We start from the raw sequence: 25,343 nt of genomic DNA, 5'->3' as shown, positions 1-25,343 counted from the left end.
AAGGACCGCTTTTGGGCGGCATGGGAGAACCAGGGAGGATACCTATGACGAGAATTGCCCTCGGCAGTGCCGTCCTGCGCGGCACTGTCGCCACTGCTTTGATCGCATCCCTGACGTCTACATCGGCGCTGGGTGCACCGCCGGTCGACCTGAGCAAGTGGTCGCCGGAATATGTGCGCTCGATTGCGGGCACACAGGATTTTGACACGGCGGCCGATTGCGCCAAGGTCACCCCGCTCGATTACAAGGGGCGACTGACTTTCTGGTATCAGGGCGTGTTCGAGGGCGACCCCGACCTCCTGCGCCAGTACTACAAGGATTTCTTCGAGACCTTCCGCAAAACCTATCCGAACATCCAGCTCGAGGAACAAGCCCTCACCTATAACGATCTTCTCGACAAGTTCCGGACCGCGCTCCTGGGCAATGCCGCGCCGATGGCGGTTCGCCTGCAAATCCTGGGTGGCACCGAGTTCGCCTCAAAGGGCTATCTGCAGCCGCTCAAGCCAGAGGACGTGGGGTATTCGACCGAGGATTTCTGGCCCGGCGCCATGAAGGCCGTGACCTGGGAGGGCGTGACCTACGGCATTCCGACCAACAACGAGACGATGGCGTTCATCTGGAACGCCGACATCTTCAAGCGTGCCGGCCTCGATCCGAACAAGCCGCCGGCAACGTGGGACGACGTGGTCAAGTATTCCAAGCAGATCCACGATAAGCTCGGCATTGCCGGATATGGCCTCGTGGCTCGCAAGAATGCCGGCAATACGCCGTACCGCTTCATGCCACAGCTATGGGCCTATGGCGGCGGCGTCTTCGACGAAGCGACGCCGAATCCAACCTATGAGCAGGTCCAGCTCGATAGCCCGCAGAGCAAGGCAGCGCTGCAAGCGTCCTACGACATGTATGTTCGTGACAAGTCGGTTCCGGTTTCGGCACTCACCAACCAGCAGGCCGATAATCAGCCCCTGTTCGTCGCCGGCCAGCTCGGCATGATGATCTCGCACCCGTCCGATTACAACGTGATGCTCGACCTGCAGAAAAAGGCGACGGGCACCGACAAGGACAAGGCGCAGACGGTCATCGACAACATGCGCTACGGCCTGATCCCGACCGGCCCCGACGGTAAGCGCGCCGTCGTGTTCGGCGGCTCGAACATTCACATCCTGAAGCCCGAATATGTCGAGGGCGGCAAGGTAGACGAGCCGGCTGCAAAGGCCATCATCTGCATGTGGACGAGCCCTGAATGGTCGCTGAAGATGGCCTACGCCGGCTCGAATCCGGGCAACCTCAACGGCTTCAAGACCAAGTGGATGAAGGAACGTCTGGACAACATCAAGTTCCTCGATGTCACGACCTCGATGCTGCCATACGGCATCCCGTTCCCAGCGCTGCCGCAGGCCCCCGAGATCATGAACATCATCATCCCGGACATGCTGCAGAATGCCCTGACCGGAGCGATGACCGTCGACCAGGCAGCGGACGACGCAGCCAAGAGGGTGAGAGAGCTGATGGGCGGACTCTAGCCCAAGCCTGACCGGCTGGGCCGATGGTCCAGCCGGTTCGTTCCGAAGAATAAGGGCACCCACAGTGACGATCGTAACCGGCAAGGCCGAGGCTCGCCGAAGAGTGCAACCCGGCAGGTCCGGCGCGCTGCGCAAGATCTGGCAGCATCGCGCGGACTACGCGTACGTGCTCCCGGCGATCGCCGTGATGCTCATCGTGATCGCCTATCCGATCTACTACACGGTCGAGCTGTCGTTCTTTAAGACGCCGCCTGGCCTGCAGCTCCGCGACAAAACCTTCATCGGCCTCGACAACTACACGACCATCCTCACCAGTCAGGTGTTCTGGAAAGTCACCTGGAACACACTGATCTGGACTCTGGGGTCAACTTTCATCTCTTTTGTCTTGGGGTTTGCCACAGCGCTGGCGCTCCACCGCGACTTCATCGGCCGTGGTGTCTTGCGCGCTGTCCTGATCATCCCTTGGGTCATCAGCGCCGTCGCCGCCTCCTACATCTGGAAGTGGATCTACCATTCGGACTTCGGAATCATCGGCGCGGTGCTGGTTGGCCTCGGATTGGCCGACCAGCCGCCGAATTTCATCGACAATGTCAGCACGGTGCTGCCCTCCCTGATCGTCGTCAATATCTGGCGCGAGTTTCCGTTCGCCATGATCATGATGATGGCCGGCCTGCAGACAGTCCCTGACCAGTTGCTGCGCGCTGCAAAAGTCGACGGTGCCAATGCATGGCAGCGCTTTTGGCACGTCACCTTCCCGCACTTGCGCAACGTCTCGGTGGTGACGATGCTGCTGCTCGCGGTGGCCAACTTCAATTCCTTCATCATCCCCTGGATCATGACCGGCGGCGGGCCGTCGAATGCATCGCATATCTGGATAACCCATATTTATGAGCTCGCCTTCGGACGGCAGCGCTGGGGCGTGGCATCGGCCTATTCGGTGCTCCTGTTCCTCACACTGATGACGCTGGGCTACTTCTACGTCCGTGCGTTAAGCGGCAACGAGCGGAAAGAGGGGAGCGCATGAGCACGATTGCCGAGACAGCCCCTCGAGCCCAGGCCCGTCGCCGCATGCGCGTCGACGGATGGCGGTGGGCCGGGCGCATATTCCTCGTGTTCATGCTGCTTTATACCGCGTTGCCGATGATCTGGATGCTGATCACCTCGATCAAGTCTGGATTCGCGGCGACACAATTTCCGCCGCAATGGTGGCCGGACGAACCTACCCTCGCCAGCTACCAGAAACTGCTCGATCCGCAGAACAGCGTCGGCCAGGACTTCCTCCGCTTCTTCTGGAACAGCCTTTTCGTGTCGACCGTCACGACAATTCTTTCGGTGATCGTGGCTGTCCCTGCGGCCTACGCGTTTTCGCGCTTCAGTTTCCCCGGCCGGAATTTCCTGTTCTTTGCCGTGCTGCTGCGCAATATGTTCCCGGCGGTGATCTTTCTCGTACCGCTCTTCATCCTGATGCGCGCCATCGGTCTGATAAACACACACGGCTCGCTGATCCTCACCTATCTCACCTTCGGCCTGCCGCTGGCGATCTGGCTGCTCAAGGGCTTTTACGATAACATCCCGGTGCAGCTTGAGCAGGCGGCGCGCATTGATGGCGCCACACGGTTCCAGGCCTTCATCATGATCGTGATGCCGCTCTCGACGCCGGGGATTATCGCCACCGCAATCTATTCCTTCATCGGCGCGTGGAACGAGTACATCTACGCCTACACCTTCCTCTCCAAGAACGAGCAGTTGACGCTGCCGGTCGGCATCCAACGCTTCTTCTCGGAAAATACGACGGACTTTCCGGGCCTGATGGCGGCGAGCTTCATGATGAGCGTGCCCGTCGTGGTGCTGTTCCTGGTCCTGCAACGATACTTTGTACGAGCCCTTACAGAAGGCGCGGTCAAGCACTAGGGAGTTGCCGATGGCCCACGTGGTCCTCCAAGATCTCGTCAAGAGCTATGGCAGCTTCAAAGCTGTCAACCACGTCTCACTGACGGTCAATGACGGCGAGTTCGTTGCGCTCGTCGGCCCTTCAGGCTGCGGCAAGACAACCACGCTCAATCTCGTCGCCGGGCTGACCCCGATTACATCGGGCGACATCATCATCGGCGAGCGGGTGGTCAACGACCTCGACCCCAAGGACCGGGACATCGCAATGGTGTTCCAGAACTACGCGCTCTACCCGCAGAAATCGGTCTACAAGAACCTGGCGTTCCCGCTTCAGATGCGCAAACTCCCCAGGGACGAGATCGACAAGAAGGTCAAGGAAGCGGCGCGAGTGCTCGACATGACGCATCTGCTCGAGCGCAAGCCGCGCGAACTTTCGGGCGGACAGCAGCAGCGTGTGGCCCTTGGCCGTGCCCTCGTTCGCGACCCCGCCGTGTTCCTCATGGACGAGCCACTGTCTAACCTCGATGCCAAACTGCGCGTGCAGATGCGGTCAGAGATCAAGCGTTTCCACCAGGACCTCAAGGCGACGATCATCTATGTGACGCACGACCAGCTCGAAGCGGTGACCATGGCTGACAAGATGGCCGTGATGAATGGCGGCTACCTGCAGCAATACGATTCACCGGCGCAGGTCTTTGCCCATCCGGTGAACATGTTCGTGGCCAGCTTCATCGGCAGCCCGGCGATGAGCCTCATTCCGCTAGAGGCCTCGATGGCAAACGGCAACACGGTGCTGACCGGCGCCGAGGGCTGGCGCCTTGAGCTCTCAGCGCGCAATGCCCAGAAGGTGGCGAAAGCGACGACCCGGAAAGTCGTGCTCGGCGCACGTCACTCGACGATCAAGCTCCACAAGAGTGCGGTACCAGGCAGCGTCCCAGCCAAGGCCTACACGGTGGAGCCGACCGGAGACGTCACCTTCGTGCAGGCGTTCCTGTCCGGCGCCATCGTCAACGTCAGCGTGCCGCCAAACATTGCCGTCGCGCCCGACGAGCAGATCTGGCTCGAGTTCGACCAGGAGCGGATGCATCTGTTCGACGGCGAAACTGAAATGGCCCTCAAGGCCAACTGAGATAGGGCGAATTCGCGTGAAACGTGGGCGTGGATGACTGAGAAGCTTAAGATCACCGCGATCAAGCCCTATCCGGTGTGGGTAGGAACCCGCAATCAGATGCTCGTCAAGATCGAGACCGACCAAGGCATCTTCGGCTGGGGCGAGAGCGGCTTGAGTGGTCGCGAGAGGGCCGTGGCCGGCGCGGTCGAGCACTATCGCGAGTTTCTCATCGGCCGCGACCCGATGCAGATCGGACGGATCTGGCAGGAGGTTTACCGCAGCCAGTACTTCGAAGGTGGGCGAGTCCTTCAGGCGGCGATTTCCGCCATCGACATCGCCCTTCACGACATCAAGGGCAAGGCGCTGGGGGTGCCGGTCTATGAGCTGCTGGGCGGCAAGCAGCGCGACCGCATTCCCACCTTCGCCTCGACCGGCGACGAGGCCGAGGGCGATGTCGCCATCGAACGGGCCCGCGAACTTCGCGCACAGGGGTGGCAGGCGATCCGCTTCTTCCCTTTCGGGCAAAACAGCAAGGACATCTTCGAGCCGCGCGAGTCGATCGGCGCTACCGCGAGTATGTTGAACAAGGCGCGCGAGGCGCTGGGCGGCGACGTGGTCCTCGGCCTCGACTATCATCATCGGCTGTCGGTGGCAGAGGCGGCGAGCTTCTGCAACAAGCTCGGCCGCGGCGTGCTTGATTTCCTCGAGGAGCCGATACGGGCCGAGACGCCGGAGGCCTATGAATCACTGCGCACGATGACCGACATCCCCTTTGCCATCGGCGAGGAATTTGCCAGCAAGTGGCAGTTCCTGCCCTACATCGAGCGCGGCATCCATCAGTTCAACCGGATCGATGTCTGCAATGTCGGCGGGCTCACCGAGGCGATGAAAATCGCTGGCTGGAGCGAGGCGCATTATGTGGACCTGATGCCGCACAATCCGCTTGGTCCAGTGTGCACGGCCGCGACCGTGCATCTCGCTGCAGCGGTACCCAACTTCGCGTGGCTCGAGACCAGGGCGCCCGAAACAAAGCTGGGCTTCGACAATTCCGACTTCTTCCCCGTGCAACCACGGCTCGACGGGACCGATTACCCGATCGGCGATCTGCCGGGGCTCGGCGTCGAGGTCAACGAAGTTGCAGTCCAGGCGCAAAGTCTGCGTTTCTGGGAAGCGCCTCACCTTAGGCGCCGCGACGGTTCTGTTACGAACTGGTAGTTCCATTCAATCGGAGTCCACAATGACGCATACTTCCGACATCATGCGGCCGCCTAAAGACCTGATCGACGCACTCAGGGAGATCGGCGCCGCGACGGTTGCCGGCACGCTTGGCCACATGGGCTTCCGCAATCCGCACATGGTCGGTCCGGTGGCGCAAAACCACGGGAAGTCGATCGTCGGGCCGGCGCTGACGCTGCAGTTTCTGCCGCAGCGACCGGACCTCTTCACCGAGGGAGAATATGCCGATCCGGAGACGCAACTGCACCGGCACGTGCTCTATCACGCGCAGGAGGGCGATGTCGTCGTGGTCGACGCGCGCGGCGACATGAGCTCGGGCGTCTTCGGCGATATGATGTCGACGTATTTCAAGGGCAGGGGCGGGGCGGGTATCGTCATCGACGGGTGCATGCGCGACCGGCCCAATGTCGCAAAGCTCGATTTGCCCCTATGGCTGCGCGGCTGGACGCCAAACTATCATGTGCAGACCAGCATCTATCCCAATGCCGTCAACGTCCCGATTGCCTGCGGCGGTGTCACGGTGATCCCCGGCGACATCATCGTCGCTGACGACGACGGCGTGGTGGTGCTTCCCGTCGTGATGGCCCCGAAGGTGATCGAAGAATCACGGAAGCATCACGATTGGGAGGAGTTTTCGCGAGCGAAGCTCATGGAGGGCGGGCCGTTGCAACGGTACTATCCGCTGCATGACGATGCCCGCGGGGAGTACGAGGAGTGGCGCAAAGCAAACCGCCCCGAGAACCCGAGTTAGCGCATCGGCTACCTCGTGGCGGGCGACAGAGCTTCTGGCGGCTTCGCCACGGTGCTCCCGCAGAGGAGGTACGTGGGCGGCGAAGTGCCGCTTGGAAGACGCCTTCCCAAAAAGACAGTGCAGGCCGTGAATTGCGCCATGCATCGCCAACTCCCAAGCTGGCCCGGTCACTCACTTGGTAGGGAGGCGTGCATTTTCTGGCGCGGTACCCAGCTCCGAGCGTATCAGGCGCCTTGGTCTCATCCATTCGCTGCGCGCTTTTTCGGACAGTACCAATCCATGGCCAGGTCGATCGGGCGCATAGGCGTAGCCGTCCCGGATTTCGACGGGCTGCTCCACCAGATGATCGAAGTTCTGAAACGAATATTCCAGCCATTCGACTTCAGGAAGCGCGACCGCCATGTGGACGCCGATCTCCAGAAAGGTGTTGCCGATGCTGACCGGGATGCCGAGCTCGGCGGCCAGCCAACCGATGCGCATAACATCGGTGACTTGACCGTGGACATTCAGGATGTCGGCTGCGTGGGCTTCCAGAAGAAGCCGTTTGCCTTGAAGATCCAGATACTCGCCGCTGTTGATCTGAGTCCATGTTATTGCCTGCCTGAGCATTCTCAATCCTTCGTGGTCGTGACGCAGGATTGGATCCTCGACCCAGAGAAGATCGTGACCGGCATCGCGGATCGCCACCAATTTCATTAGCGCTTCCTTCGAAGACCATGCCTCGTTCGGGTCGATCATGATTTCCGAGCCTGCCGGCACACAGGATTTCAACAGCTCCAGGCGCCGCAGATCGCGACCGAAATCCGGGTGGCCGACCTTGATCTTGAAAGCGAAATAGCCAAGCGACGCCGCGTGGGAAAACAAGGAAACGAAAGCATCGTCGTCGAGGTGAAAATCGAGGCCACTGGCGTAGGCTTTCACACGGTTGCGACGACTGCCGAGCAGCACGTGAAGGGGCAGGCCAGCTTCCTTTGCCGCAAGGTCCCAAAGCGCTACCTGAACGGCTTCATGAAAAGGCAGGGAGTACGGCCGCTGATTGCCGCCGCGCGGGCGGTTCACCCGATGAACCAGGGCGATCGCCTTGTGTCCTTTCAGGGCCGGCCAAACCTCGTTTTCGAAAACGGTCTCAATCTCGATCTGGTCGGGCAGGGGATTGAAGAGCGTCTGGATGAAGCCCAGTCCCACCTCACCACTTTTCGAAACGAGTTCCAGCGCGGCGACGTTTACATCGTCGGCTCGAACCTGACTGTCCCCGATTACCCGGTCGCGGGCGAACTGAAATCGGGTTATACGAAAATGCGAAAGGCTCATCACAGGGGCTTTCTGATCGTTTAGTTTAGGAAACTGATCTATCAGTCTACATGTCTCAGTACCGAATCAACGGAGGTGCCGCAAGTGGCGGGCAAAGCAAAAGCCATCTCTCATACCCCGGGGGCGGCCACCCGTATGAGCGATGTTGCCTATGAACGAATTCTGGAACGCTTGTTCGACAGGCGCGTTCCGGTCGGGGCATTCGTTTCGCAGAGCGAACTGTCCGCGATCGTCGGCGTGCCCGTCGCCCCGCTTCGTGACGCTCTGCGCAAGCTTGAAGCGGAAGGAATTCTCACCATCCATCCACGCTCCGGAATCCAGTTCATAAAACCTGGCATGGAGCTCACGCGCGCCACCTACCAATTCCGCGCCATCATCGAGCGCTCGGCAATTCGCGTCTTTGCCGAGCAGGGCGATGAAGCCATCATGAATGCCTTGGAAATGCGGCACTCCCGGCTGGTCCGGCGCATCGAACGGGAGGGTGTGGGAAAGGAGCAACTAGAGGAGATGGATGCGCTTGAGGGAGAGCTGCATGGCGCAATCATCGGCGCGCTGCGCAATCCCTTGATCGACAGCACCTACCGGCGCATGCACAATTATCTGCGCCTGTTGCGGCTGGACAGCAAACTCACCTCGCCGATCATGATCCGGACGCTCAAGGAGCACCTCGACATCCTTGAGGCTTGCAGCACCAGGAATGCCGACGCTGCAGAAGCAAAGCTGCAGTCCCATTTCCAGGCGGCCATGCAGCGGAACCTTGGTCTGGTCTGACACGTCGTCGTTTGCCATTTGCCTCTCCCGCGCGGTTGCACGGCTTGGGAAATGATGTTACCCAACACTCCAACTGATCGATCAGTCTGCTGATCTGATATCTTGGAGGAGGTCGCATGCAGTTGAACAAGAGGCAGTTTCTCGTGGGTTCGGCGGCTCTCGCGATGGCAGGGCGCATTGGTGGTGCCCGTGCCGCGAGTGCCATCAGTTACTGGCACCACTTCACCAGTCAGTCGGAAATGGCCAGCTTGCTCAAGATCATCGGGTTGTTTCAGGCGGCGAATGCAGATGTGGCGGTAACCCAGGAGAACATCCCGAACTCGGAATATATGGCCAAGGTTTCATCGGCCGTGCTGGCCGGCGGGCGCCCCGATACCGCCATGGTGATCGCCGAGCGCTTCGCCGATCTTACCGCGATGGAGGGATTGATCGATCTTACCGAGCGCGTGAATGGGTGGGCGGGCAAGGCGAACTTTCCCGACAACCGCTGGACCGGGCTTTCCACCAATGGCGCCATCTATGCGGTTCCCGCCTTCGCCTTCGTTGACTGGATGTACTACCGCGCAGACTATTTCGAGGAAGCTGGGCTGGCGGGGCCACCGCGAAATTTCGACGAATTCCTGCAGGCGTCCCGCAAACTGACCAATCCTTCGAAGGGCAGGTATGCGTTCGGCATGCGCGCCGGCGCTGGCGGGTTCAAATATGTCATCGATGTCATGGAGGCGTTCGGCTCGCCGATCGTCAAGGACGGGCAGCCGGCCATCGACAGGGCCGCGGCGATCGAAGCGATAACGTTCTATTCCGATCTCTTCCTGAGGGAAAAGGTCGTGCCGCCGAGCGCGCCCCACGACAGCTACCGTCAGATCATGGAGGCCTTCCGCACCGGGCAGACTGCGATGGTGTGGCATCATACCGGTTCGCTAAACGAAATCTCGAGTGCGATGAAGCAGGGCGAACAATTCTCTACCGCGCCTATGCCGGCCGGTCCGAAGGCGCATATCGCTCGCGTCGCGTACGCCGGCAACGGCGTCATGAAGGAAGACAATATCGAGGCTGCCTGGCGGTGGGTGAGTTTCTGGGGCCAAACAGACGCTGCCTTGGCCCTGCTCGAGGGGACCGGCTATTTTCCGGCTTCCGCCGCTGCGCTGCAGGATCAGCGGATCACCGGCAATCCGATCTATAGTGCGGCGACGGAAACGCTCAAGTTCGGACGCCTGCCGAACAATTTCGTCGGCGCCGCGGGCTGGTCCGAAAATGTCGTCAATCCCGCTTTCCAGTCGGTGCTGACGGGTCAGTCGACGCCGGAACAGGCGGTGGACCGCATGATTCAGGGCCTGGAGGCGGCGCTCCGCTGATCCCCGCACCTGCAGCCGTGCTCAGAACGCTACGGGACGGTGCTTTCGCATCGCAGATTCATGACAACAGCCTCGAGCAGATATCTCTCTTTGCGGGCTCTCGGCGAACTGTCCGAGACCCGATACTGGATGTATCTGCTGCTCCTTCCCAGCCTCGCCCTTATCCTTCTCGTGATCGCCTATCCAACGCTTTACGGCATGGCCATCAGCTTTCGCGAGATGCGTCTGACGCGTCCCGGGTTGGATGGCTGGGTGGGCGTCAAACATTATGTGGCGATGTGGTCAGACCCGGTCTTCTGGATCGCATTGAAGAACACAGTCGTGTGGGTTGCTGCCGCGGTCGCGCTGGAACTGTCGCTTGGTCTTCTCGCCGCGACAGCTCTCAATAGGGATTTGCCAGGCACGAAAATCTTCGCCGTGCTCATCCTGCTTCCCTATTTCCTGCCCAACGTCGTGGCGGGCCATATGTGGGCCTTGCTGCTCGATCCGCGGCTCGGAGTGATCAACGATCTTCTTGTCCGGATAGGCGTCCTGCAGTCCTACAAGGCGTGGTTTGCTGATCCCAACACTGCCCTTGCGGCGACCATTCTCGTCGAGGCCTGGCATGGGTTTCCATTCTTCGCGCTGCTGCTGCTCGCGGGCCTGAAGGGTATTCCCGAGGATCTCTATAAGGCAGCGGCGGTCGACGGCGCGGGCCTGGCGGCGCAGCTCAGGTTGATCACTTTGCCCATGCTCAAGACCGTCATCGCGGCGGCGGTGATCCTGCGCGTCATCGGTCTGGTCAATTCGCCCGATCTGCTCCTCATTCTCACTGGCGGCGGACCGGGAGATGCCACGCAGGTGCTGTCATTGTATGCCTTTCAGACCGCCTACAAGGAATTCAATTTCGGCTACGCATCCGCCCTGTCGGTGGTGATGTTCGTGACCCTGATGATCTTCGCGGCCGGCTACATCCGCATCTCCAGGATTACCAAAGGACAGGGCGATGATTGAAAGTAGGCGTCAACGGCGCATGATCGCGAACATCGCCACCTACATCGTGCTCGCAAGCCTGACGGTGTTCTGCATCGGTCCGATGATCTGGATGTTCCTGACATCCCTCAAATATGAGGCCGACATTGTCACCCAGACGATGCAGTACCTTCCGAGCCGCGTTACCTTCGACAATTACGTCGCCATCTGGACGCAGTCAGGTTTCCCGCGGCTTATAGGCAACAGCCTCGTCGTTACCTTCCTGACGGTGACGGTCTGCGTCGTCACGGGCACGCTTGCCGCCTATGCATTCTCTCGCTTCGCGTTTCGAGGCCGGGATCAGCTCATGCTCGGCTATCTTGTCGTTCGCATGTTCCCGGCAGTCATGATGATCATTCCCCTTTACGTCGTTATGCGCGGTGTGGGGCTCGTGGACAGCCGTTTCGGCCTAGCGCTTGCCTATACGAGCTTCCTGCTGCCGCTGTTCGTATGGATGCTCAAGGGGTTCTTCGATTCCGCACCTAAGGAACTCGAGAGCGCAGCACGCATCGACGGCTCGACAAGGCTTGGCGCCATGGTCCGTATCGTCATGCCCCTTGCGCGGAACGGCCTGGTCGCAAGTTCGGTGTTCATTGCCATCGCGGCCTGGAACGAGTTCCTGTTCGCCCTGATGCTCACGACCGGGCAGGGGTCCCGCACCTGGCCCGTGGGCCTGCAACTAATGGTCGGAGAGTTCCAGCTTCCCTGGGGCGTTCTGGCGGCAGGCGGCATTCTCAGCATCATCCCGGTCATCGTGCTCTTCGCGATCGTCCAGCGAACCATGGTCCAGGGGCTGACCGCAGGCGCCATCAAAGGTTAGGAGTAGTCGCATGGCGACACTTTCCATCAGGGACGTGCGCAAGTCCTATGGCTCCGTACAGGTTCTTCACGGGGTCGACATCGAGCTCGAGGACGGAGGCTTTCTGGTTCTGCTCGGGCCGTCCGGATGCGGCAAGTCGACCTTGCTCAACATCATTGCCGGCCTCGACGACACCTCCGGCGGTGACATCCTGATCGGGGGACGCTCGGTCCTCGACCTTGCACCCAAGGACCGCAATATCGCGATGGTGTTCCAATCCTACGCCCTTTATCCAACCATGTCGGTCGCGAGGAATATCGGCTTCGGATTGGAAATGCGTGGCGTGGGCGCCGACCAGCGCAAGCGCGCCGTGGAAGATGCCGCGCGAATGTTGCAAATCTCCCATCTGCTCGACCGACGCCCCGCCAACCTTTCGGGCGGACAGCGACAACGCGTTGCGATGGGCCGCGCGATCGTGCGTGACCCGGAGCTGTTCCTCTTCGACGAGCCGTTGTCCAATCTCGATGCCAAGCTTCGCGTGGAAATGCGCACGGAGATCAAGCGGCTGCACGAGCGTCTCGGCACGAGCATCGTCTATGTCACGCATGATCAGATCGAGGCGATGACGCTGGGCACCAAGGTGGCCGTCATGAAAGGCGGCTACATCCAGCAATTGGACGACCCGCGCACCATCTATGAACGGCCCGCCAATATGTTCGTGGCAAGTTTCATCGGATCTCCGGCAATGAACTTCCTTGCCGGACGACTGGTTCCGGATTCGGAGGGTGTCCGGTTTCAAGCGAGCGGAGTATCGATCGTGTTGCCGACGCGGAACCGGCCGGTGGACTCTGAGCGACCGGTGGTGCTGGGCATACGGCCTGAAGAGCTGAGGACCGTTCCGCGCAATCGAGCTTCGATCATGGGGGAGATCGATGTGGTAGAGCCCACCGGGCCCGAAACCATGGTGACGGTGCAGGTTGGCGAACACGCGATCATCGCGCGCCTGCCGCCGAGGTTTGCCGGCCGGCGCAAAGAGCCAATATGTCTTGCCGTGGATCCAGCGAGCGTCAACCTTTTCGATCCGGATAGCGGACAGCGCATCGACATTTAGGGCGTGGATAGCGGCTGGACGCAGTGGCGCAGGGTTCCGCGATCTCGCCTCGAAACTCATCTGGAGCGAGTGCGGACCGCTTGCCGTCAATCTGCGACGAGTAACCGGCATCTCGGCAGGGTAGTCAGCAGGCCGTGGCGATCAGTTTTGCCAGGCAATCGGCAGCCTCAGTCCCCGGCACGCCAAGATCTCTGACACTGTCCATGTGGTTGCGGTTCGAGAGCACATGCGAGGTTACCAACGATCCCTGCCGCAGCAAGCTTGCTTTGAATCGATCGGCTTGCTGATGGAAGGGTGGCGTCTCGTTGGCTCCGACCAGAACCGCCGTCTTGGTTTGGGGATCATGCCGATAAGCGAGAGGTGTGAACATGGCGACTTCCTCGTCGGTGATTCCAATCTCGTTGGCAAGAAAGGAATCCTGGAGCGGCTTCAAATCGTAGAGCCCGCTCAACAGAAGGGCTGCCCTCACATTCGAGGGGGTATGCTCTCCCTCGAAGAGAAACGTTGCAAGATGTGCTCCTGCCGAATGACCACTGACAGTCAGGGCCATCGGGTTTCCACCATGATCGGCGATGTTGGCCAGGACCCACTGCTTGGCGCGGCGCACCTGGTCGACGATCGTCGCCATTCGGACCTTGGGCATCAGAGCGTAATCAAGGATGACGGCAATGGCCCCGGCCTGGGTAATCGTCGTCGCCATATATGAATAATCGCGCTTGGAGAACATTCTCCAGTAGCCGCCGTGGACAAAGATGTGCACTGGCAGGGCCGTTCTTTTGCTCGCGGGAAAGAACAGGTCCATGGTTTCGGTCGGATCCGGTCCGTAGGCCACGTCAGCGGTCATCGCAATGGTGGCGCGGGCGGCCTCGCTGCGATCAATGAAGTCCTGCACGATTTCGTCAAAATCCGCGACGTGGTCGCGGATGCGAAAGGGATCGCCTTGCATTCTTCTGCTCACATGCTGATGGCGAGGTATTTCGCCTCCATGAATTCCGCAATGCCGTGATGCTGCCCTCCCTCGCGGCCAAGCCCGCTCTGCTTGACGCCGCCGAAGGGGGCTGCCGGATCGGACATCAGCCCGCGGTTGAGAGCAATCATCCCGGCCTCGATCCGGGAGGCCACCCGCATGCCGCGCGCCAGATCGCGCGTGTAGATGTAGGCAGCAAGCCCATATTCAGTGTCATTGGCGCGCGCGATGACCTCGGCCTCGGTTTCGAAGCTGGAGATTGGCGCCACCGGCCCGAATATCTCCTCATGCGCCATCTTTGCCTCGCCTGGCACGTCGCGAAGCACTGTCGGAGGGTAGAAGAAGCCACGTCCGGCCAGGACTGAGCCGCCGCACATGACCCGCGCGCCGCATGCGACCGCGTCGGTGACAAGGCGGTCTATCTTCTCGACCGCCTTTTTCGTGATCATTGGCCCGCATTCCGTGTCCGGATCAGTGCCGGGGCCGACCTTGAGCGACGACATCCGCTTTTCGAGGCCATCCGAGAAGGCTTCGTAGATGCCGGATTGCACGTAGAGGCGGTTCGCGGCCGTGCAGGCCTCGCCGGCGTTGCGCATCTTGGCCACCATTGCGCCATCGAGCGCCGCTTCGAGATCGGCGTCGTCGAACACGATAAAAGGGGCATTGCCTCCGAGCTCCATGGAACACGAAACGACATGCCTGGCAGCTTCTGCCAGCAGAGCGCGACCCACACCCGTCGAACCGGTGAAGGAGAGTTTGCGCACCCGCGGATCGGCCAGCATGGCGGCTGTCAAAGACCCGGGACTGGAGGTTGTCAGGACGTTGACCACCCCCGGTGGAACGCCTGCGTCCTGGTAGAGCGCGGCCAGCGCGTAGGCGGTAAGCGGGGTCTCACTGGCCGGCTTCAGGATCACCGTGCATCCAGCGGCAAGTGCCGGCGCGATCTTGCGCGTCGCCATTGCCGCAGGAAAATTCCAGGGCGTGATCAGGACGCAGATGCCGATCGGTTCGTAGTCGACCACGATGCGGTTGGTGCCGGAGGGCGCAGTACCGAATTCACCGGTAATGCGAACCGCCTCCTCGGCATTCCAACGGAAAAACTCCGCAGCGTAAGCGATCTCGCCTCGGGCATCCCGCAGGGCCTTGCCATTTTCCAATGCGATGAGAGTAGCCAGCGCTTCCGATCGTTCCGTCATCAGTTCAAAGCAGCGTCGGAGGATCTCGGAGCGCTTTCGCGGCGACGTTGTCCGCCAGCCATGGGCTGCCTTGGCAGCGGCGGCAACGGCGGCGGCCGCGTCCTCCAAGGTCGCATCGGGTACGGCAGCGATGATGGCTTCCGTCGAGGGATCGATAACCGGAATTACCTTGCCATCCGCGGACTGCCGCCATTGGCCGTCAATATGGAGCCCGTGCGAAATTGTGTGGAAGTCGCTGACGCCCTGATCATCCGACAGAACCTGTGAAAACGTGTTCATCTCGATATTCCCGATTGTTTACACAGCGCAGCTGGCGAGGTCGCCATCAAAGGCGGCCTGGACCAGGCGTCGCATGGACCTCAAATCGAATGGCCGCGGATTGTTCTTGATGAGGCGCTCGATACCGATCGCTTGTTCCGCCGTCCAATCGAGCTTGTCGGCGGGCAACCCTAGCTCGGCCAACGAGGGGGTGATCCCGATTGCCCCAAACAGGCGACTGACCTCGCCAATGGTCGCGTCGGCCAACTCGTCGGGCGTCCGGCCCTTTCCATCGAGGCAGAGCGCGCTGGCGATCTCGGCCATCTCGGTCGCTGCGGCTGTTCTGTTGTACTTCATGACATACGGCAACATGGTGGCGACACCCAATCCGTGAGCGGTGTGGGTTATCGCGCCGACCGGGTATTGTACGGCGTGCGCTGCCGCCGTGCCGGCCGTTCCGAACGCGCAGCCGGCTGCAAGTGCGCCCATCATCACGTCGGCCCGGGCGTCCTCGTCAGAGGGCCGGCGGTATGCCGTTTCGAGGCTTCGGCCAAGCAGCTTGATCGCCAGCAGGGCGAAATGATCGGTCAAGGCGGTTTTGCCGATAAAGACATGTTTCTGCGGAAGGCCGGGGTCGGTTCCGCGCCTGGCGGCGGTGAAGGCCTCGATTGCATGCGTCAGCGCATCGGCGCCTGCGATCGCCGTCAATCCCGGCGGGCATGTCATCGTCAGTTCAGGGTCGCATATGGCTGCGGCCGCGATCAGATAAGGGCTGGATATGCCGACCTTCAGTGTGCGATCCGGATCCGAGATCACGGCAACCGGGGTCACTTCAGAGCCGGTTCCGGCTGTCGTCGGCACCGCGATCAACGGCAGCGTTGGACCGGGCACCTTGAACTCGCCGTAGTAATCCTGGAGCTGACCGCCGTGGCTGATGAGCAACGCGGCGCATTTGGCCATGTCGAGACAACTGCCGCCGCCAATGCCGATCACCATGTCGGGCGCGAACTTCCGCGCCTCCTCGACGCAGACGGCAACCGTGTCTCGGGGAACGTCGGGTAGTACTCGGTCATGCACCAGCACATCTATCGCGGCGGCTCGCAGCGCCGCGACAATCTCCGCGAACGAGCCCGTTGCGGCAAAACGTTCATCGGTGCAGACGAGCGCGCGACGCCCGAGCCTGGCCGCGACAACCGGAATGACGTGGCGTTGGCCCTTCCCGAAGAGGATTTCGCGCGGCAGCCTTATGGCAGCGAAAAGGCTCATGACCTGCATCCTATGATGATGTCTGGAAAGGCTGCAGGCGCGGCAGGCTGCTCCCGCAGGGCCACCGCTAGCGCCATTGTTTCGTCGGGTAACCGTGGCAAATGATATCCTCTATAAAATCGTATATGATATAGGATTGTATTGGCCGGAGCATCGTGTTAGCAACTCAATGTGTCAAGAGGCAAAACATGCAGGTCATTAACCTACTCAATGCGGACGATACGAACATCGGCGGCGGGCGTATCCAGCGCTCCAGCAGCCTGGTTGAGGACGTCTACGAAGCGATTTTTGCGCAACTCATGTCGCTGAAGATTGCGCCGGGCTCGCGCATCACGGTCGACAGCCTGGTCAAGGAATTCAACGTCTCCCACACGCCGATCCGCGAGGCGCTCGGCCGGCTCGAGGGCGAAGGCCTGGTGCTGAAGACGCATCTGATCGGTTACCGCGCTGCGCCGCAGATCACGAAACGACGGTTCGACGAACTCTACGAGCTTCGCCTGCTGCTAGAGCCTCATGGTGCAGCCAAGGCAGCGGTGCTCATGGATGAGGTAAAGCTCGCACAACTTCAGAAATCGGCCGGCGTCATGGCGCGCCATGAGGGCAAGGACGAGCGCCTGCGGTATTCCAACTTCGCCCGCCAGGATGCCATTTTCCATGACAAGGTCATGGAATTCGCCAACAACGAACTTGTGCGCGAGACACTGGCTCACCAGCATACCCACTTCCACATATTTCGCCTGATGTTCCATTCGCGCGTCACCGAGGACGCGCTTGACGAGCATGAGGCCATTCTGGCCGCTTTCGCTGCGGCCGATCCTGCTGCTGCCGAGCAGGCGATGCGTCGCCATATCGAGCATTCCCGCGACCGTTTGTTGTTGGCGTTCGACTGAGACTGTCCCGATGTTCCCGTACCCGCCATCGACGATCATCGCGCAGGCCAGTGCCAACGAAGACTACTTCCCCGATTCAGCCTTCTAGAAACTCAAGCTTACCGGGCGAGTACAGGTCTCGCCCGGCCCCGTTGTCACAGGAAAGGAAGTACCATGCCAGGCAAAAAGATCCTGATGCTGACCGGTGAATTCACCGAGGAATACGAAATCTTCGTCTACCAGCAGGCTATGGAAGCGGTGGGCCACACCGTTCACGTCGTGTGCCCAGACAAAAGCGCCGGAGACCTGATCAAAACATCGCTGCACGATTTCGAGGGCGATCAGACCTACACCGAAAAGCTCGGCCACTATGCACTGATCAACAAGACCTTCTCCGACGCCGAGAAGCAGCTGGAGCAATACCACGCTGTTTACTGCGCTGGCGGTCGTGGGCCCGAATACATCCGCACGGACAAGCGCGTGCAGGCGATGGTGCGCCACTTCCACGAAAGCAGGAAGCCGATTTTCACGATCTGCCACGGCGTGCAGATCCTGATCGCGGTAGATGGCGTCGTGCGTGGCAAGAAGGTCGGCGCACTGGCGGCATGCGAGCCGGAGGTGACGCTTGCGGGCGGCACCTATATCGACCTGTCTCCAACGGAGGCATATGTGGACGGGACGATGGTTTCGGCAAAAGGTTGGACGGCGCTTGCTGCGTTCATCCGCGAATGCCTGAAGGTGCTGGGAACCGAAATCCGCCACGCGTAGACCTTTGCTCCGACGCATCTCAAACGGGGGTGCGTCGGTTCCAAAAGTCTATCGCTATGCATTGATGCTCGTTTCATCAAATCGGGTAAGCGAACGCATCAGTGTTTTCCTTGCTGAAGCCAGATGCGCTCGGCAGGCCACTTCAATCCGAGTGGAGTTGCGGCTCTCAAGCGCATCGATATAGGCGATGTGTTCGTGGATCGCGGCAAGGTTGCGCTGCTTTTCGTCCTGCTTGTTCCATTGATAGTGGTAGTGAAAAATGAAGGTGATGATGTCGTAGAAATCGTCGATGAAGCGGTTCGGAGATGCCTCGTTTATGAGCCGGTGAAACCGGTTGTCCAGGCCGGAGAAGTCGTGAAAACGGCTTTCAATCCGCTCCAGCAGGTCGGCATGCGCCGTCTTGAGCGCGGCGAGTTTCGACCATAGCGGGGAACGGTCCGGCTGCAGTGAAAACAGGTGTGCCGAACGCAGTTCGAACATGACCCGGATCTCGAAGAGCTCAAGTGCAAAGTCTTCGGTGAAACCCTTGAAAAGCCAGCCTGTATTCGGCCTTTTCTCGATCAGCCCAAACCGGCTGAAGCGGATCAGGAATTCGCGAATTCCGTTGGTCGCGACGCCGAATTGGCGCGCAAGCTCGAGCTCATTGATGCTGGTGCCGGGCCTGGTGTCACCCCGCAGCATCCACTCCATGAATTGCTGTTCGACATGCTTGGCGCGAGGCGTGGTTTCGGCGTCCGGATAGTAGTCGTTGTCGCTGACCGGGCGGCCCGTCGACCTGAGGCCGTGGCGTTCGGTGATAAGTTCGCGGTGAACCAGTTCCCGCAAAACCTTTCTGACGGTTGTGCGGCTGACGCACATTCGCCGTCTAAGCTCATTTTCGGAAGGAAGTTCACCGGCCAGTTGCCCGTCGCGCAACATATTCGCAGCTCGATTGAAGGCCTTCTTGTAGACGGTGTCGGTTCTCATCGGATTTTCCTTGGGAACAATACCTTGTCCTTTTTAGCATGAACTTTATCCATAAAAAACAACTTGACCCGGCCGGACCGGTTGTTTTTTATCGATAAGAAGAGGACCTGAACACAAATTGAGTTGTTGACGACGCGGCTCGTACGGGCCGCGGCGGGGAGAGGAAATTTGCCTGAAACGGGAAACACCGGCACGACTGTCGGCGAGGCCGCGTTGCCAGCATCCAGGAAGTCAGAGGCCGTTCCCGGCCTTGCGCTCGGCCTGATGCTGCTGAGCGCTGGTCCGGTGGTCATCCTCGTGCTGCTGATCGCCGTCCTCAGCTTTCTGTCGCCCTATTTCCTGACAGGTCGCAATCTCGGCAACATCCTGGCCCAGACCGCCGTCATCTCGGTTGTCGCGATGGGTCAGCATCTGGTCATCCTGACACGCGGCATCGATCTCTCCGTCGGTTCGAACCTTGCACTGGCTTCCGTTGTCGGCGCGCTGAGCTTTCATGCCGGCGCCCCCGCCTTCGTTGTGATCGCGGTGATGGTTGGCTGCGGTGGCGCGGTCGGCGCCCTCAACGGGCTGTTCTACGTCTTCGGCCGACTGCCGCACCCCTTCATCATCACGCTGGCAACATTGAGCATCGCCAAGGGGCTGGCCCTGCAACTGGCCGATGGCCGCGCCATCCCTGGCATGCCGGATTCGATCGATGCGCTTGGCCGCGAGGCGGTTTGGGGCCTGCCTGGATCGGTTTTCGTGGTTGCAGGCGTTGCCGCGGCCCTTTTCATCATGGCCAAAACCATGGTCTGGGGGCGCTGGATTTATGCCGTCGGCGGCCGGCCCGATGCCGCGCTGCGCATGGGCATTCCCGTGTCCTGGGTGCTGGTTTCGGTCTATGTGATCTCAGGACTGTGCGCCGGTATCGGTTCCGTCATACTTGCCGGCCGTACCGACGCTGGTTCGCCGCTGTTCGGCAATCTGCTCGAACTGGACACGATTGCGGCGGTGATCATTGGCGGCGCCAGCTTTCTTGGCGGTCGCGGCCACCTCGGCCATGCCCTGATCGGCGCCATCATGATCGGCGTCATTCGCAACGCGCTCAACCTGCTCAACGTCAACGTCTTTTTCCAGCTCATCGTCATCGGCGTGGTCATCGTGATCGCGGTCGAGTCCGACGTGCTGCGCAATTACCTCGAAGGGCGTGTGCGTGTCTTGCAAGCCGGGAGGCAGTCATGAGCGCCGTTGCGGTCAAAGTCGATCACGCCGCCGCCTCCGACCATCCCGTTTTGGCGGTACGCGGTGCTACCAAGCGTTTCGGTTCGGTGCTGGCCCTGGACGATGTCAGCATCGAGGTGCGGCGCGGTGAGATCGTCGGCCTGCTCGGCGACAATGGCGCAGGTAAGTCGACGCTGACCAAATGCATCAGCGGGGTGCACCAACTCGATGCCGGCGCGATCCTGTTGGACGGCGCGCCAACGCAGATACGCTCCCCTGCGGATGCGCGCTTCGCCGGCATCGAGACCGTCTACCAGGATCTGGCGCTGTTCGACAATCTGACACCGGGGCAGAACTTCTTCGCCGGCCGCGAGCTGGCTGGCCCGCAATGGCTTCCGCGCGGCCTGCGGTTTCTGCAGCAGCGCCGGATGGACGCCGAGACCCGCGCTCTGCTGGCAAATCTGAAGGTTACGTTGCCGCGGCTGGATACCGTCGTCGCCATGATGTCTGGCGGTCAAAGGCAAGCGATCGCCGTGGCCCGCTCGACCGTGTTCGCCCGCAAGGTTGTCATTCTGGATGAGCCGACCGCCGCACTCGGCCTGCGTGAATCACGCCAGGTGCTCAATTTGGTCGCTGCGCTCCGCGACCAAGGCAATGCCGTCATCCTGATCACTCACAACATGGAACACGTCGTCGAGCTCGCCGATCGCGCGGTGGTGCTTCGCCAGGGCCGCAAAGTCGGCGAACTGGTGCCGACCAAGGGCAACAAACAGGAACTGGTTTCCATGATCGTTGGAGCCTGACCCGTTCGAAATTTGGGGACCTTTCCGGTCCGCAAATGCCTGAAGCGTCTCCCGCCGGGAGACGTCTCAATCCAAGGGAGGAATACAAATGCCAATGAACCGAAAACTGTTCGCAGGGCTGGCGATCGCGATTGCGCTTTCCGTGCCGGCTTCGGCCGCAGACAAGATCAAGGTCGGCCTGATTACGAAATTCCCGGTGCCGTTCTACTCGACCATGGAGGACGCCGCCAAGAAATACGCCGCCGCTCATCCGGAGATCGAACTGGTCACAGGGCAGGGCCAGGCGGCTACCGACATTGAAGGCCAGATCGCCCTGATCGAATCCATGATCACGCAAGGCGTCAAGGGGCTTGCAATCACGCCGGTCGACCCGACGGTCGCGCCGGCGCTCGACAAGGCGGTGTCCGCCGGCATCAAGGTGGTTCTCGTCGACAACAGCATTCCTAACTGGAAAGGCCAGACGGCATTAGTCTCGACCAATAACCTCAACGGCGGCAAGATCGCCGGAGAGTATCTCAAGACAGTGCTCAAGAGCGGTGACAAGATCGGTATCTTGCAAGGCGTTCCCGGCGTGCCGGCTCTGGATGACCGGGTCACGGGCATGATGGAGGGACTGGGCGACGTCAAAGTCGATGTCGTCGGCAAGGGTGCAACCAACTGCACGCTGGAACTTGGTACGTCAGTGACGGAAGACATCCTGACCGCCAATCCCGATCTCAAGGCGATCTACTCGGCCTGCGGCCCGCCGATCCCTGGCGCCGTCAAGTCGATCAGCAATGCCGGCATTGCCAACGACAACCTCATAGTGGTCGGCTTCGACGCCTGCTGCGGTGAGATCGAAGCGATCAAGTCGGGAGCGGAGGACGCCAGCGTAGCTCAATTTCCCGCGAAAATGGGTGAGCTTGGCATCGACACTGTCGTCAAGGCCATCCGTGGCGAATCCGTCGAGGTCAATGTGGATACCGGCGCCGGACTGGTGACGCTGCAGAACGTCAAGGACTTCGAGTGATCCACCAGCGGTCCGGTGGATTGCACCGCCGGACCACTTCCTGTTGCGGGACTCCAGCTTAGCAAGGGCGTGAACTGCAGTCATGGACCCCACCATCAAAGTCGTGCGATACGCCGAGCCGGGTTATCGGCGCCGGGCCGATCGGCCTCGGCACCGCGCTCTTTGCGCGCATAGCGCAACTCAACGTGACCGTCATGGACGTCGAGCACGGCACTAGCCTCCTCGAGCAGTCCTTTGACGGTCTTGTCGTGCACGGTGTAGGTTCCGTCAGAGTTGACCACGACTTCTTCCTCCGACCACGCCGAATCCAAAACAAGTGCGCCATCCGGCGTCGGGCGAACCGCCACGTGGGGTGTATTCAGCACGGCACGGAGGTCGGTCTTGATCGGCCTGGTCTTCAAGAGAAGTGAAATTGGCGTGGCGTCGGGGACACGAACTCCGATCTCTGCGAGCATGATAGGCGTCGCTGGCCGTCGGGCCTGGTCCTGTCACCCGGCGATGCACGGCGTCCAGAATTCGAAGGTCGAGAACGTCGCGCGGAGCGATTAAGACCTCGGAGGTTTCCTCCTACAGTCGCCGCGCCACAACCGAGCCGACATGCCGCGGTGGTAGCCACGCCGATAGGTGTAGTTCATGACTGATGGCCCTCTCTAGACGCTACTGTCCCTGTGCCAACTCTCTCGCTCCAGGCGTTTCAGATCGGCGGCCACCATTTCCGCCACGAGGTCGCTGAACGTCGTCTTAGGCGACCAGCCGAGCTTTGAGTGGGCTTTCGCCGGATTTCCCATCAGGAGATCGACCTCGGTCGGACGGAAATGGCGTGGGTCGACTCGGACGAGGATCTCTCCTGTCTTGTCATCCCGGCCGATCTCGTTCACCCCCTTACCTTCCCAGACGATGACGCGGCCGACTACCCGAAAGGCACGTTCCACGAACTCGCGCACCGAATGGGTTTCGCCCGTGGCGAGGACGAAGTCGTCAGGCTCGGCGTGCCGAAGAATCCGCCACATGCCCTCCACATAGTCGCGAGCATGTCCCCAGTCGCGTTTCGCGTCCAGATTTCCAAGATAGAGGGTGGCCTGAAAGCCTCGCTCGATACCTGCAACCGCACGTGTGATCTTGCGGGTCACAAACGTCTCGCCGCGCGTGGGGCCCTCATGATTAAATAGTATGCCATTGGAAGCGAACATTCCGTACGCTTCACGGTAATTGATCGTGATCCAATAGGCATAGAGTTTGGCCGCCGCATAGGGAGAACGCGGGTAGAACGGCGTCTTCTCCGTCTGGGGCACCTCCTGGACTTTGCCGAACAGCTCGGAGGTTGATGCTTGATAAAAACGCACCCGCTCTTCCATCTTCAGGATGCGGATGGCTTCAAGCAGCCTGAGTGTGCCAAGGGCATCGGCGTTGCCGGTATATTCCGGCGTCTCGAAACTTACCTGGACATGGCTTTGGGCCGCAAGATTGTAGATTTCGGTAGGGCGCGTCTCCTGAATGATGCGAATGAGATTGGTAGCATCGGTCAGGTCGGCGTAGTGGAGCAAGAAGCGTGCGTCCGGTTCGTGCGGATCGACGTAGATCTCGTCGATGCGTTCAGTATTGAAGGAGGAGGATCTGCGTTTCAGTCCGTGGACAGTATAATCGTTCTCCAGCAGCAGTCTGGCAAGGTAAGCACCGTCCTGACCGGTCACACCAGTTATGAGCGCAATGCGATCTGTCATCGGGTCCCATCCGATCGTTGAGGGCTGTGGTGGCGCCGTCAACCGACGGTCCGCCTCCGCACTCCTCTAATGAAAGGCGAAAGCGCTTTGTTCGACCAGAGTGTCATTGTGGCAGGCACGCCAGCAAAGTAGGTAATCCCACCGCTCAATGCCCATCACACCTACTTCCCGTGCGTCCCCGTTCTGCTTGGCTAGCCTCTTCGGCCTATGCTCCTATGGCATGGGGCCTGCCGTGAGCCATCAGTTCACAAGAGCTTGCGCCACCGCTTCTTCGCGAGCTGCTTGCCGGCCATGCTGTCGTCGGTAATGCCGCAGGAGAGACATGGAACAGGGTGTTCCCTGGCCCCGTATCGCTTCCACTGTTCGGTAGGTTTGTTCCACTTGTTTGGCCAAGATGACGCTTCCAGCCCGGAGATGCACGCACGATAAATTCGAGGTCGTCGTGTCGCTGGCCGGCTTCACACCAGTTCTTAATGGAGAAGCCCTTTGGCAAGTTCGCGCAAGTCCTGGAACGCAACAACAACGTATGAGGCCAGAAAGCTGCACAGATAGAAGCTTGGTGGGGCGCCGCGCTCCCACCGGAGAACCAGGGCGCCGAGTTCAAGGCTCGGTCGCGTTTGTGCTAGCCATGCCAAGGTCCCGGCCAAGGCGAGGCTACCCAGAGCATTCGTCGGGTAATGCAGCCCCAAGTAGACTCGCGCAAGCTCTATCATCAAGGTCCAGGCCAGGACGAGGAGTCCGAGTTCGAAGTGAACGAGAAGAATGGCGATCGCTAGACCCGCGAACAGAACCGCTCGCTCGCTGGGGAACGCCGGGGTGCCGGCGAAGGGCGCTGAGCGCAGAACGGCAGCGTCGCCCAGAACATCCGGGACATGGAGCCCAAGTGCGGAGTCAAAAATCGGCTTTGGCGTCGTCGGCAGAGTGTCCTGCAGGAAATGCGCTACGAGCGCTGCGAGGACAGCTGCGCAGACGCCGCTCACCAGCCTTGCCCTCGATTCCGGCCCGTCATGGGCGAACCAGCAATACCAAAGCAAGGACACCGCTATAGTGCCCTCGGTTGTTGGGTAGACGGCACCCAAAGCGAGCCGGCTGGTGAAGGGCTGATTGCTCGCTACGGTGTTGACGGCCTTTGCGAGGGGCCTGTCGATCCAATCCGGGTTAAGGGCCAGGAAAGTCGTACCCACAAAGAGGAGGCAAAGCGCGGCAGCATGTGTCAGGCAATGTAAATCGGATAACGTTCGCGCCATCGGTTCGGCCATCTCAACTCTCGGGTTCGGTCGGCGGAACAACTGGAGTCCTGCTACCTAAGCGGTCGCAGAAACCTCGCGGCGCACTGAGGCTACAGAGCGGCCGAAGAAGGCAAGATCGTACGCATCCGGTGAAGACCGCAGACGTGCATATCCGATGCCATGAGGACCTGAGCACCGCGGTGCTGGGGTCAAGCTTTCGAT

The 25,343-nt window shown here is 60.5% G+C and carries 24 protein-coding genes; 16 read left to right on the top strand and 8 right to left on the bottom strand.

All coding sequences use genetic code 11. The features are described from left to right. Positions 1 to 44 precede the first annotated feature (44 nt). The 6 genes from NKJ35_RS27995 (at position 45) to NKJ35_RS27970 (ending at position 6,511) form a co-directional block, all read left to right on the top strand. Positions 45 to 1,523, top strand: a complete 1,479-nt coding sequence (locus tag NKJ35_RS27995; RefSeq protein ID WP_254819841.1) for an ABC transporter substrate-binding protein — start codon at positions 45 to 47, stop codon at positions 1,521 to 1,523. Positions 1,524 to 1,587: 64 nt separating this feature from the next. Beyond that, positions 1,588 to 2,547, top strand: coding sequence for a carbohydrate ABC transporter permease (locus tag NKJ35_RS27990; RefSeq protein WP_352480360.1), 960 nt, complete (start codon positions 1,588 to 1,590; stop codon positions 2,545 to 2,547). Next, entirely contained in the window at positions 2,544 to 3,434 is an 891-nt protein-coding gene (locus tag NKJ35_RS27985; RefSeq protein ID WP_352509050.1) for a carbohydrate ABC transporter permease, read from the top strand. The genes NKJ35_RS27990 and NKJ35_RS27985 overlap by 4 nt, the downstream gene beginning before the upstream one ends. A 10-nt stretch (positions 3,435 to 3,444) precedes the next feature. Next, positions 3,445 to 4,542: an ABC transporter ATP-binding protein gene (locus tag NKJ35_RS27980; RefSeq protein WP_352650740.1), complete on the top strand. Its 1,098-nt coding sequence runs from the start codon at positions 3,445 to 3,447 to the stop codon at positions 4,540 to 4,542. Positions 4,543 to 4,575: 33 nt separating this feature from the next. Continuing rightward, positions 4,576 to 5,739, top strand: a complete 1,164-nt coding sequence (locus NKJ35_RS27975) for a mandelate racemase/muconate lactonizing enzyme family protein (protein ID WP_352650739.1) — start codon at positions 4,576 to 4,578, stop codon at positions 5,737 to 5,739. A 22-nt stretch (positions 5,740 to 5,761) separates the two neighbouring features. Continuing rightward, on the top strand, positions 5,762 to 6,511 hold the full coding sequence (locus tag NKJ35_RS27970; RefSeq protein ID WP_352650737.1) for a ribonuclease activity regulator RraA: 750 nt from the start codon (positions 5,762 to 5,764) through the stop codon (positions 6,509 to 6,511). A 171-nt stretch (positions 6,512 to 6,682) separates the two neighbouring features. On the opposite strand, the gene NKJ35_RS27965 is transcribed toward NKJ35_RS27970, so the two are convergent. After that, a complete protein-coding gene (locus tag NKJ35_RS27965; RefSeq protein ID WP_352650735.1) occupies positions 6,683 to 7,822 on the bottom strand; it encodes a mandelate racemase/muconate lactonizing enzyme family protein in 1,140 nt (379 codons plus the stop codon). A 135-nt stretch (positions 7,823 to 7,957) separates the two neighbouring features. Here NKJ35_RS27965 and NKJ35_RS27960 point away from each other — a divergent pair, with 135 nt between their 5' ends. The 5 genes from NKJ35_RS27960 to NKJ35_RS27940 all read left to right on the top strand — a co-directional run bounded on the left by NKJ35_RS27960 (position 7,958) and on the right by NKJ35_RS27940 (position 12,869). Then, entirely contained in the window at positions 7,958 to 8,593 is a 636-nt protein-coding gene (locus NKJ35_RS27960; RefSeq protein WP_502904685.1) for a GntR family transcriptional regulator, read from the top strand. 116 nt (positions 8,594 to 8,709) lie between these two features. Beyond that, positions 8,710 to 9,948 carry an ABC transporter substrate-binding protein gene (locus NKJ35_RS27955; protein ID WP_352650732.1) on the top strand — a complete coding sequence of 413 codons (1,239 nt, stop codon included), beginning with the start codon at positions 8,710 to 8,712 and terminating at the stop codon, positions 9,946 to 9,948. A 60-nt stretch (positions 9,949 to 10,008) separates the two neighbouring features. Next, complete coding sequence (locus NKJ35_RS27950; RefSeq protein WP_352650730.1) at positions 10,009 to 10,941, top strand: carbohydrate ABC transporter permease; 933 nt, start codon at positions 10,009 to 10,011, stop codon at positions 10,939 to 10,941. Then, positions 10,934 to 11,779 carry a carbohydrate ABC transporter permease gene (locus tag NKJ35_RS27945; protein ID WP_352650728.1) on the top strand — a complete coding sequence of 282 codons (846 nt, stop codon included), beginning with the start codon at positions 10,934 to 10,936 and terminating at the stop codon, positions 11,777 to 11,779. The genes NKJ35_RS27950 and NKJ35_RS27945 overlap by 8 nt, the downstream gene beginning before the upstream one ends. A 10-nt stretch (positions 11,780 to 11,789) precedes the next feature. Beyond that, positions 11,790 to 12,869, top strand: a complete 1,080-nt coding sequence (locus NKJ35_RS27940; protein WP_352650726.1) for an ABC transporter ATP-binding protein — start codon at positions 11,790 to 11,792, stop codon at positions 12,867 to 12,869. Between the two features lie 124 nt (positions 12,870 to 12,993). On the opposite strand, the gene NKJ35_RS27935 is transcribed toward NKJ35_RS27940, so the two are convergent. The 3 genes from NKJ35_RS27935 to NKJ35_RS27925 are packed head-to-tail and all read right to left on the bottom strand — an operon-like array spanning position 12,994 to position 16,556. Next, positions 12,994 to 13,815, bottom strand: coding sequence for an alpha/beta hydrolase (locus NKJ35_RS27935; protein WP_352650724.1), 822 nt, complete (start codon positions 13,813 to 13,815; stop codon positions 12,994 to 12,996). An 8-nt stretch (positions 13,816 to 13,823) separates the two neighbouring features. Continuing rightward, positions 13,824 to 15,311, bottom strand: coding sequence for an NAD-dependent succinate-semialdehyde dehydrogenase (locus NKJ35_RS27930; RefSeq protein WP_352650722.1), 1,488 nt, complete (start codon positions 15,309 to 15,311; stop codon positions 13,824 to 13,826). An 18-nt stretch (positions 15,312 to 15,329) separates the two neighbouring features. Continuing rightward, positions 15,330 to 16,556 carry an iron-containing alcohol dehydrogenase gene (locus NKJ35_RS27925; protein ID WP_352650721.1) on the bottom strand — a complete coding sequence of 409 codons (1,227 nt, stop codon included), beginning with the start codon at positions 16,554 to 16,556 and terminating at the stop codon, positions 15,330 to 15,332. Positions 16,557 to 16,744: 188 nt separating this feature from the next. Here NKJ35_RS27925 and NKJ35_RS27920 point away from each other — a divergent pair, with 188 nt between their 5' ends. Further along, on the top strand, positions 16,745 to 17,446 hold the full coding sequence (locus NKJ35_RS27920; protein ID WP_352650720.1) for a GntR family transcriptional regulator: 702 nt from the start codon (positions 16,745 to 16,747) through the stop codon (positions 17,444 to 17,446). Between the two features lie 153 nt (positions 17,447 to 17,599). Next, complete coding sequence (locus tag NKJ35_RS27915; protein WP_352650719.1) at positions 17,600 to 18,193, top strand: DJ-1/PfpI family protein; 594 nt, start codon at positions 17,600 to 17,602, stop codon at positions 18,191 to 18,193. A 54-nt stretch (positions 18,194 to 18,247) separates the two neighbouring features. Here the strand turns inward: NKJ35_RS27915 and NKJ35_RS27910 are convergent, their stop codons facing one another. Next, on the bottom strand, positions 18,248 to 19,159 hold the full coding sequence (locus NKJ35_RS27910) for a GntR family transcriptional regulator (protein ID WP_352650717.1): 912 nt from the start codon (positions 19,157 to 19,159) through the stop codon (positions 18,248 to 18,250). A 168-nt stretch (positions 19,160 to 19,327) separates the two neighbouring features. Between NKJ35_RS27910 and NKJ35_RS27905 the strand changes: the two genes are divergently transcribed. From NKJ35_RS27905 to NKJ35_RS27895, 3 genes are all read left to right on the top strand, one after another. After that, positions 19,328 to 20,380, top strand: a complete 1,053-nt coding sequence (locus tag NKJ35_RS27905) for an ABC transporter permease (RefSeq protein WP_352650715.1) — start codon at positions 19,328 to 19,330, stop codon at positions 20,378 to 20,380. After that, positions 20,377 to 21,162, top strand: coding sequence for an ATP-binding cassette domain-containing protein (locus NKJ35_RS27900; protein WP_352650714.1), 786 nt, complete (start codon positions 20,377 to 20,379; stop codon positions 21,160 to 21,162). The genes NKJ35_RS27905 and NKJ35_RS27900 overlap by 4 nt, the downstream gene beginning before the upstream one ends. A gap of 94 nt (positions 21,163 to 21,256) precedes the next feature. Continuing rightward, on the top strand, positions 21,257 to 22,171 hold the full coding sequence (locus NKJ35_RS27895) for a sugar ABC transporter substrate-binding protein (RefSeq protein ID WP_352650712.1): 915 nt from the start codon (positions 21,257 to 21,259) through the stop codon (positions 22,169 to 22,171). 95 nt (positions 22,172 to 22,266) lie between these two features. Here the strand turns inward: NKJ35_RS27895 and NKJ35_RS27890 are convergent, their stop codons facing one another. The 3 genes from NKJ35_RS27890 to NKJ35_RS27880 all read right to left on the bottom strand — a co-directional run bounded on the left by NKJ35_RS27890 (position 22,267) and on the right by NKJ35_RS27880 (position 25,151). Continuing rightward, the gene (locus tag NKJ35_RS27890) at positions 22,267 to 22,626 is read right to left on the bottom strand and encodes a hypothetical protein (RefSeq protein ID WP_352650711.1); all 360 of its coding nucleotides are present in this window, start codon (positions 22,624 to 22,626) and stop codon (positions 22,267 to 22,269) included. A 195-nt stretch (positions 22,627 to 22,821) separates the two neighbouring features. Next, positions 22,822 to 23,892, bottom strand: a complete 1,071-nt coding sequence (gene gmd / locus NKJ35_RS27885) for a GDP-mannose 4,6-dehydratase (protein ID WP_352650710.1) — start codon at positions 23,890 to 23,892, stop codon at positions 22,822 to 22,824. A 470-nt stretch (positions 23,893 to 24,362) separates the two neighbouring features. Further along, the gene (locus NKJ35_RS27880) at positions 24,363 to 25,151 is read right to left on the bottom strand and encodes a phosphatase PAP2 family protein (protein WP_352650708.1); all 789 of its coding nucleotides are present in this window, start codon (positions 25,149 to 25,151) and stop codon (positions 24,363 to 24,365) included. Between the last annotated feature and the right edge of the window lie 192 nt (positions 25,152 to 25,343).

Origin of the sequence: Mesorhizobium sp. M0136 (assembly GCF_040322515.1) — a bacterium.
GTDB lineage: Bacteria > Pseudomonadota > Alphaproteobacteria > Rhizobiales > Rhizobiaceae > Mesorhizobium.
The sequence above is the reverse complement of the archived record's forward strand: the minus strand, read 5'-3'. Positions and strand labels throughout refer to the sequence as shown.

Excerpts from the sequence above, each read along its gene's own strand:
- NKJ35_RS27995 (WP_254819841.1), top strand. The coding sequence starts at position 45 with ATGACGAGAATTGCCCTCGGCAGTGCCGTCCTGCGCGGCACTGTCGCC.
- NKJ35_RS27985 (WP_352509050.1), top strand. The coding sequence starts at position 2,544 with ATGAGCACGATTGCCGAGACAGCCCCTCGAGCCCAGGCCCGTCGCCGC.
- NKJ35_RS27980 (WP_352650740.1), top strand. The coding sequence starts at position 3,445 with ATGGCCCACGTGGTCCTCCAAGATCTCGTCAAGAGCTATGGCAGCTTC.
- NKJ35_RS27975 (WP_352650739.1), top strand. The coding sequence starts at position 4,576 with ATGACTGAGAAGCTTAAGATCACCGCGATCAAGCCCTATCCGGTGTGG.
- NKJ35_RS27970 (WP_352650737.1), top strand. The coding sequence starts at position 5,762 with ATGACGCATACTTCCGACATCATGCGGCCGCCTAAAGACCTGATCGAC.
- NKJ35_RS27965 (WP_352650735.1), bottom strand. The coding sequence starts at position 7,822 with ATGAGCCTTTCGCATTTTCGTATAACCCGATTTCAGTTCGCCCGCGAC.
- NKJ35_RS27960 (WP_502904685.1), top strand. The coding sequence starts at position 7,958 with ATGAGCGATGTTGCCTATGAACGAATTCTGGAACGCTTGTTCGACAGG.
- NKJ35_RS27955 (WP_352650732.1), top strand. The coding sequence starts at position 8,710 with ATGCAGTTGAACAAGAGGCAGTTTCTCGTGGGTTCGGCGGCTCTCGCG.
- NKJ35_RS27950 (WP_352650730.1), top strand. The coding sequence starts at position 10,009 with ATGACAACAGCCTCGAGCAGATATCTCTCTTTGCGGGCTCTCGGCGAA.
- NKJ35_RS27945 (WP_352650728.1), top strand. The coding sequence starts at position 10,934 with ATGATTGAAAGTAGGCGTCAACGGCGCATGATCGCGAACATCGCCACC.
- NKJ35_RS27940 (WP_352650726.1), top strand. The coding sequence starts at position 11,790 with ATGGCGACACTTTCCATCAGGGACGTGCGCAAGTCCTATGGCTCCGTA.
- NKJ35_RS27935 (WP_352650724.1), bottom strand. The coding sequence starts at position 13,815 with ATGCAAGGCGATCCCTTTCGCATCCGCGACCACGTCGCGGATTTTGAC.
- NKJ35_RS27930 (WP_352650722.1), bottom strand. The coding sequence starts at position 15,311 with ATGAACACGTTTTCACAGGTTCTGTCGGATGATCAGGGCGTCAGCGAC.
- NKJ35_RS27925 (WP_352650721.1), bottom strand. The coding sequence starts at position 16,556 with ATGAGCCTTTTCGCTGCCATAAGGCTGCCGCGCGAAATCCTCTTCGGG.
- NKJ35_RS27920 (WP_352650720.1), top strand. The coding sequence starts at position 16,745 with ATGCAGGTCATTAACCTACTCAATGCGGACGATACGAACATCGGCGGC.
- NKJ35_RS27915 (WP_352650719.1), top strand. The coding sequence starts at position 17,600 with ATGCCAGGCAAAAAGATCCTGATGCTGACCGGTGAATTCACCGAGGAA.
- NKJ35_RS27910 (WP_352650717.1), bottom strand. The coding sequence starts at position 19,159 with ATGAGAACCGACACCGTCTACAAGAAGGCCTTCAATCGAGCTGCGAAT.
- NKJ35_RS27900 (WP_352650714.1), top strand. The coding sequence starts at position 20,377 with ATGAGCGCCGTTGCGGTCAAAGTCGATCACGCCGCCGCCTCCGACCAT.
- NKJ35_RS27895 (WP_352650712.1), top strand. The coding sequence starts at position 21,257 with ATGAACCGAAAACTGTTCGCAGGGCTGGCGATCGCGATTGCGCTTTCC.
- NKJ35_RS27890 (WP_352650711.1), bottom strand. The coding sequence starts at position 22,626 with ATGCTCGCAGAGATCGGAGTTCGTGTCCCCGACGCCACGCCAATTTCA.
- gmd (WP_352650710.1), bottom strand. The coding sequence starts at position 23,892 with ATGACAGATCGCATTGCGCTCATAACTGGTGTGACCGGTCAGGACGGT.
- NKJ35_RS27880 (WP_352650708.1), bottom strand. The coding sequence starts at position 25,151 with ATGGCCGAACCGATGGCGCGAACGTTATCCGATTTACATTGCCTGACA.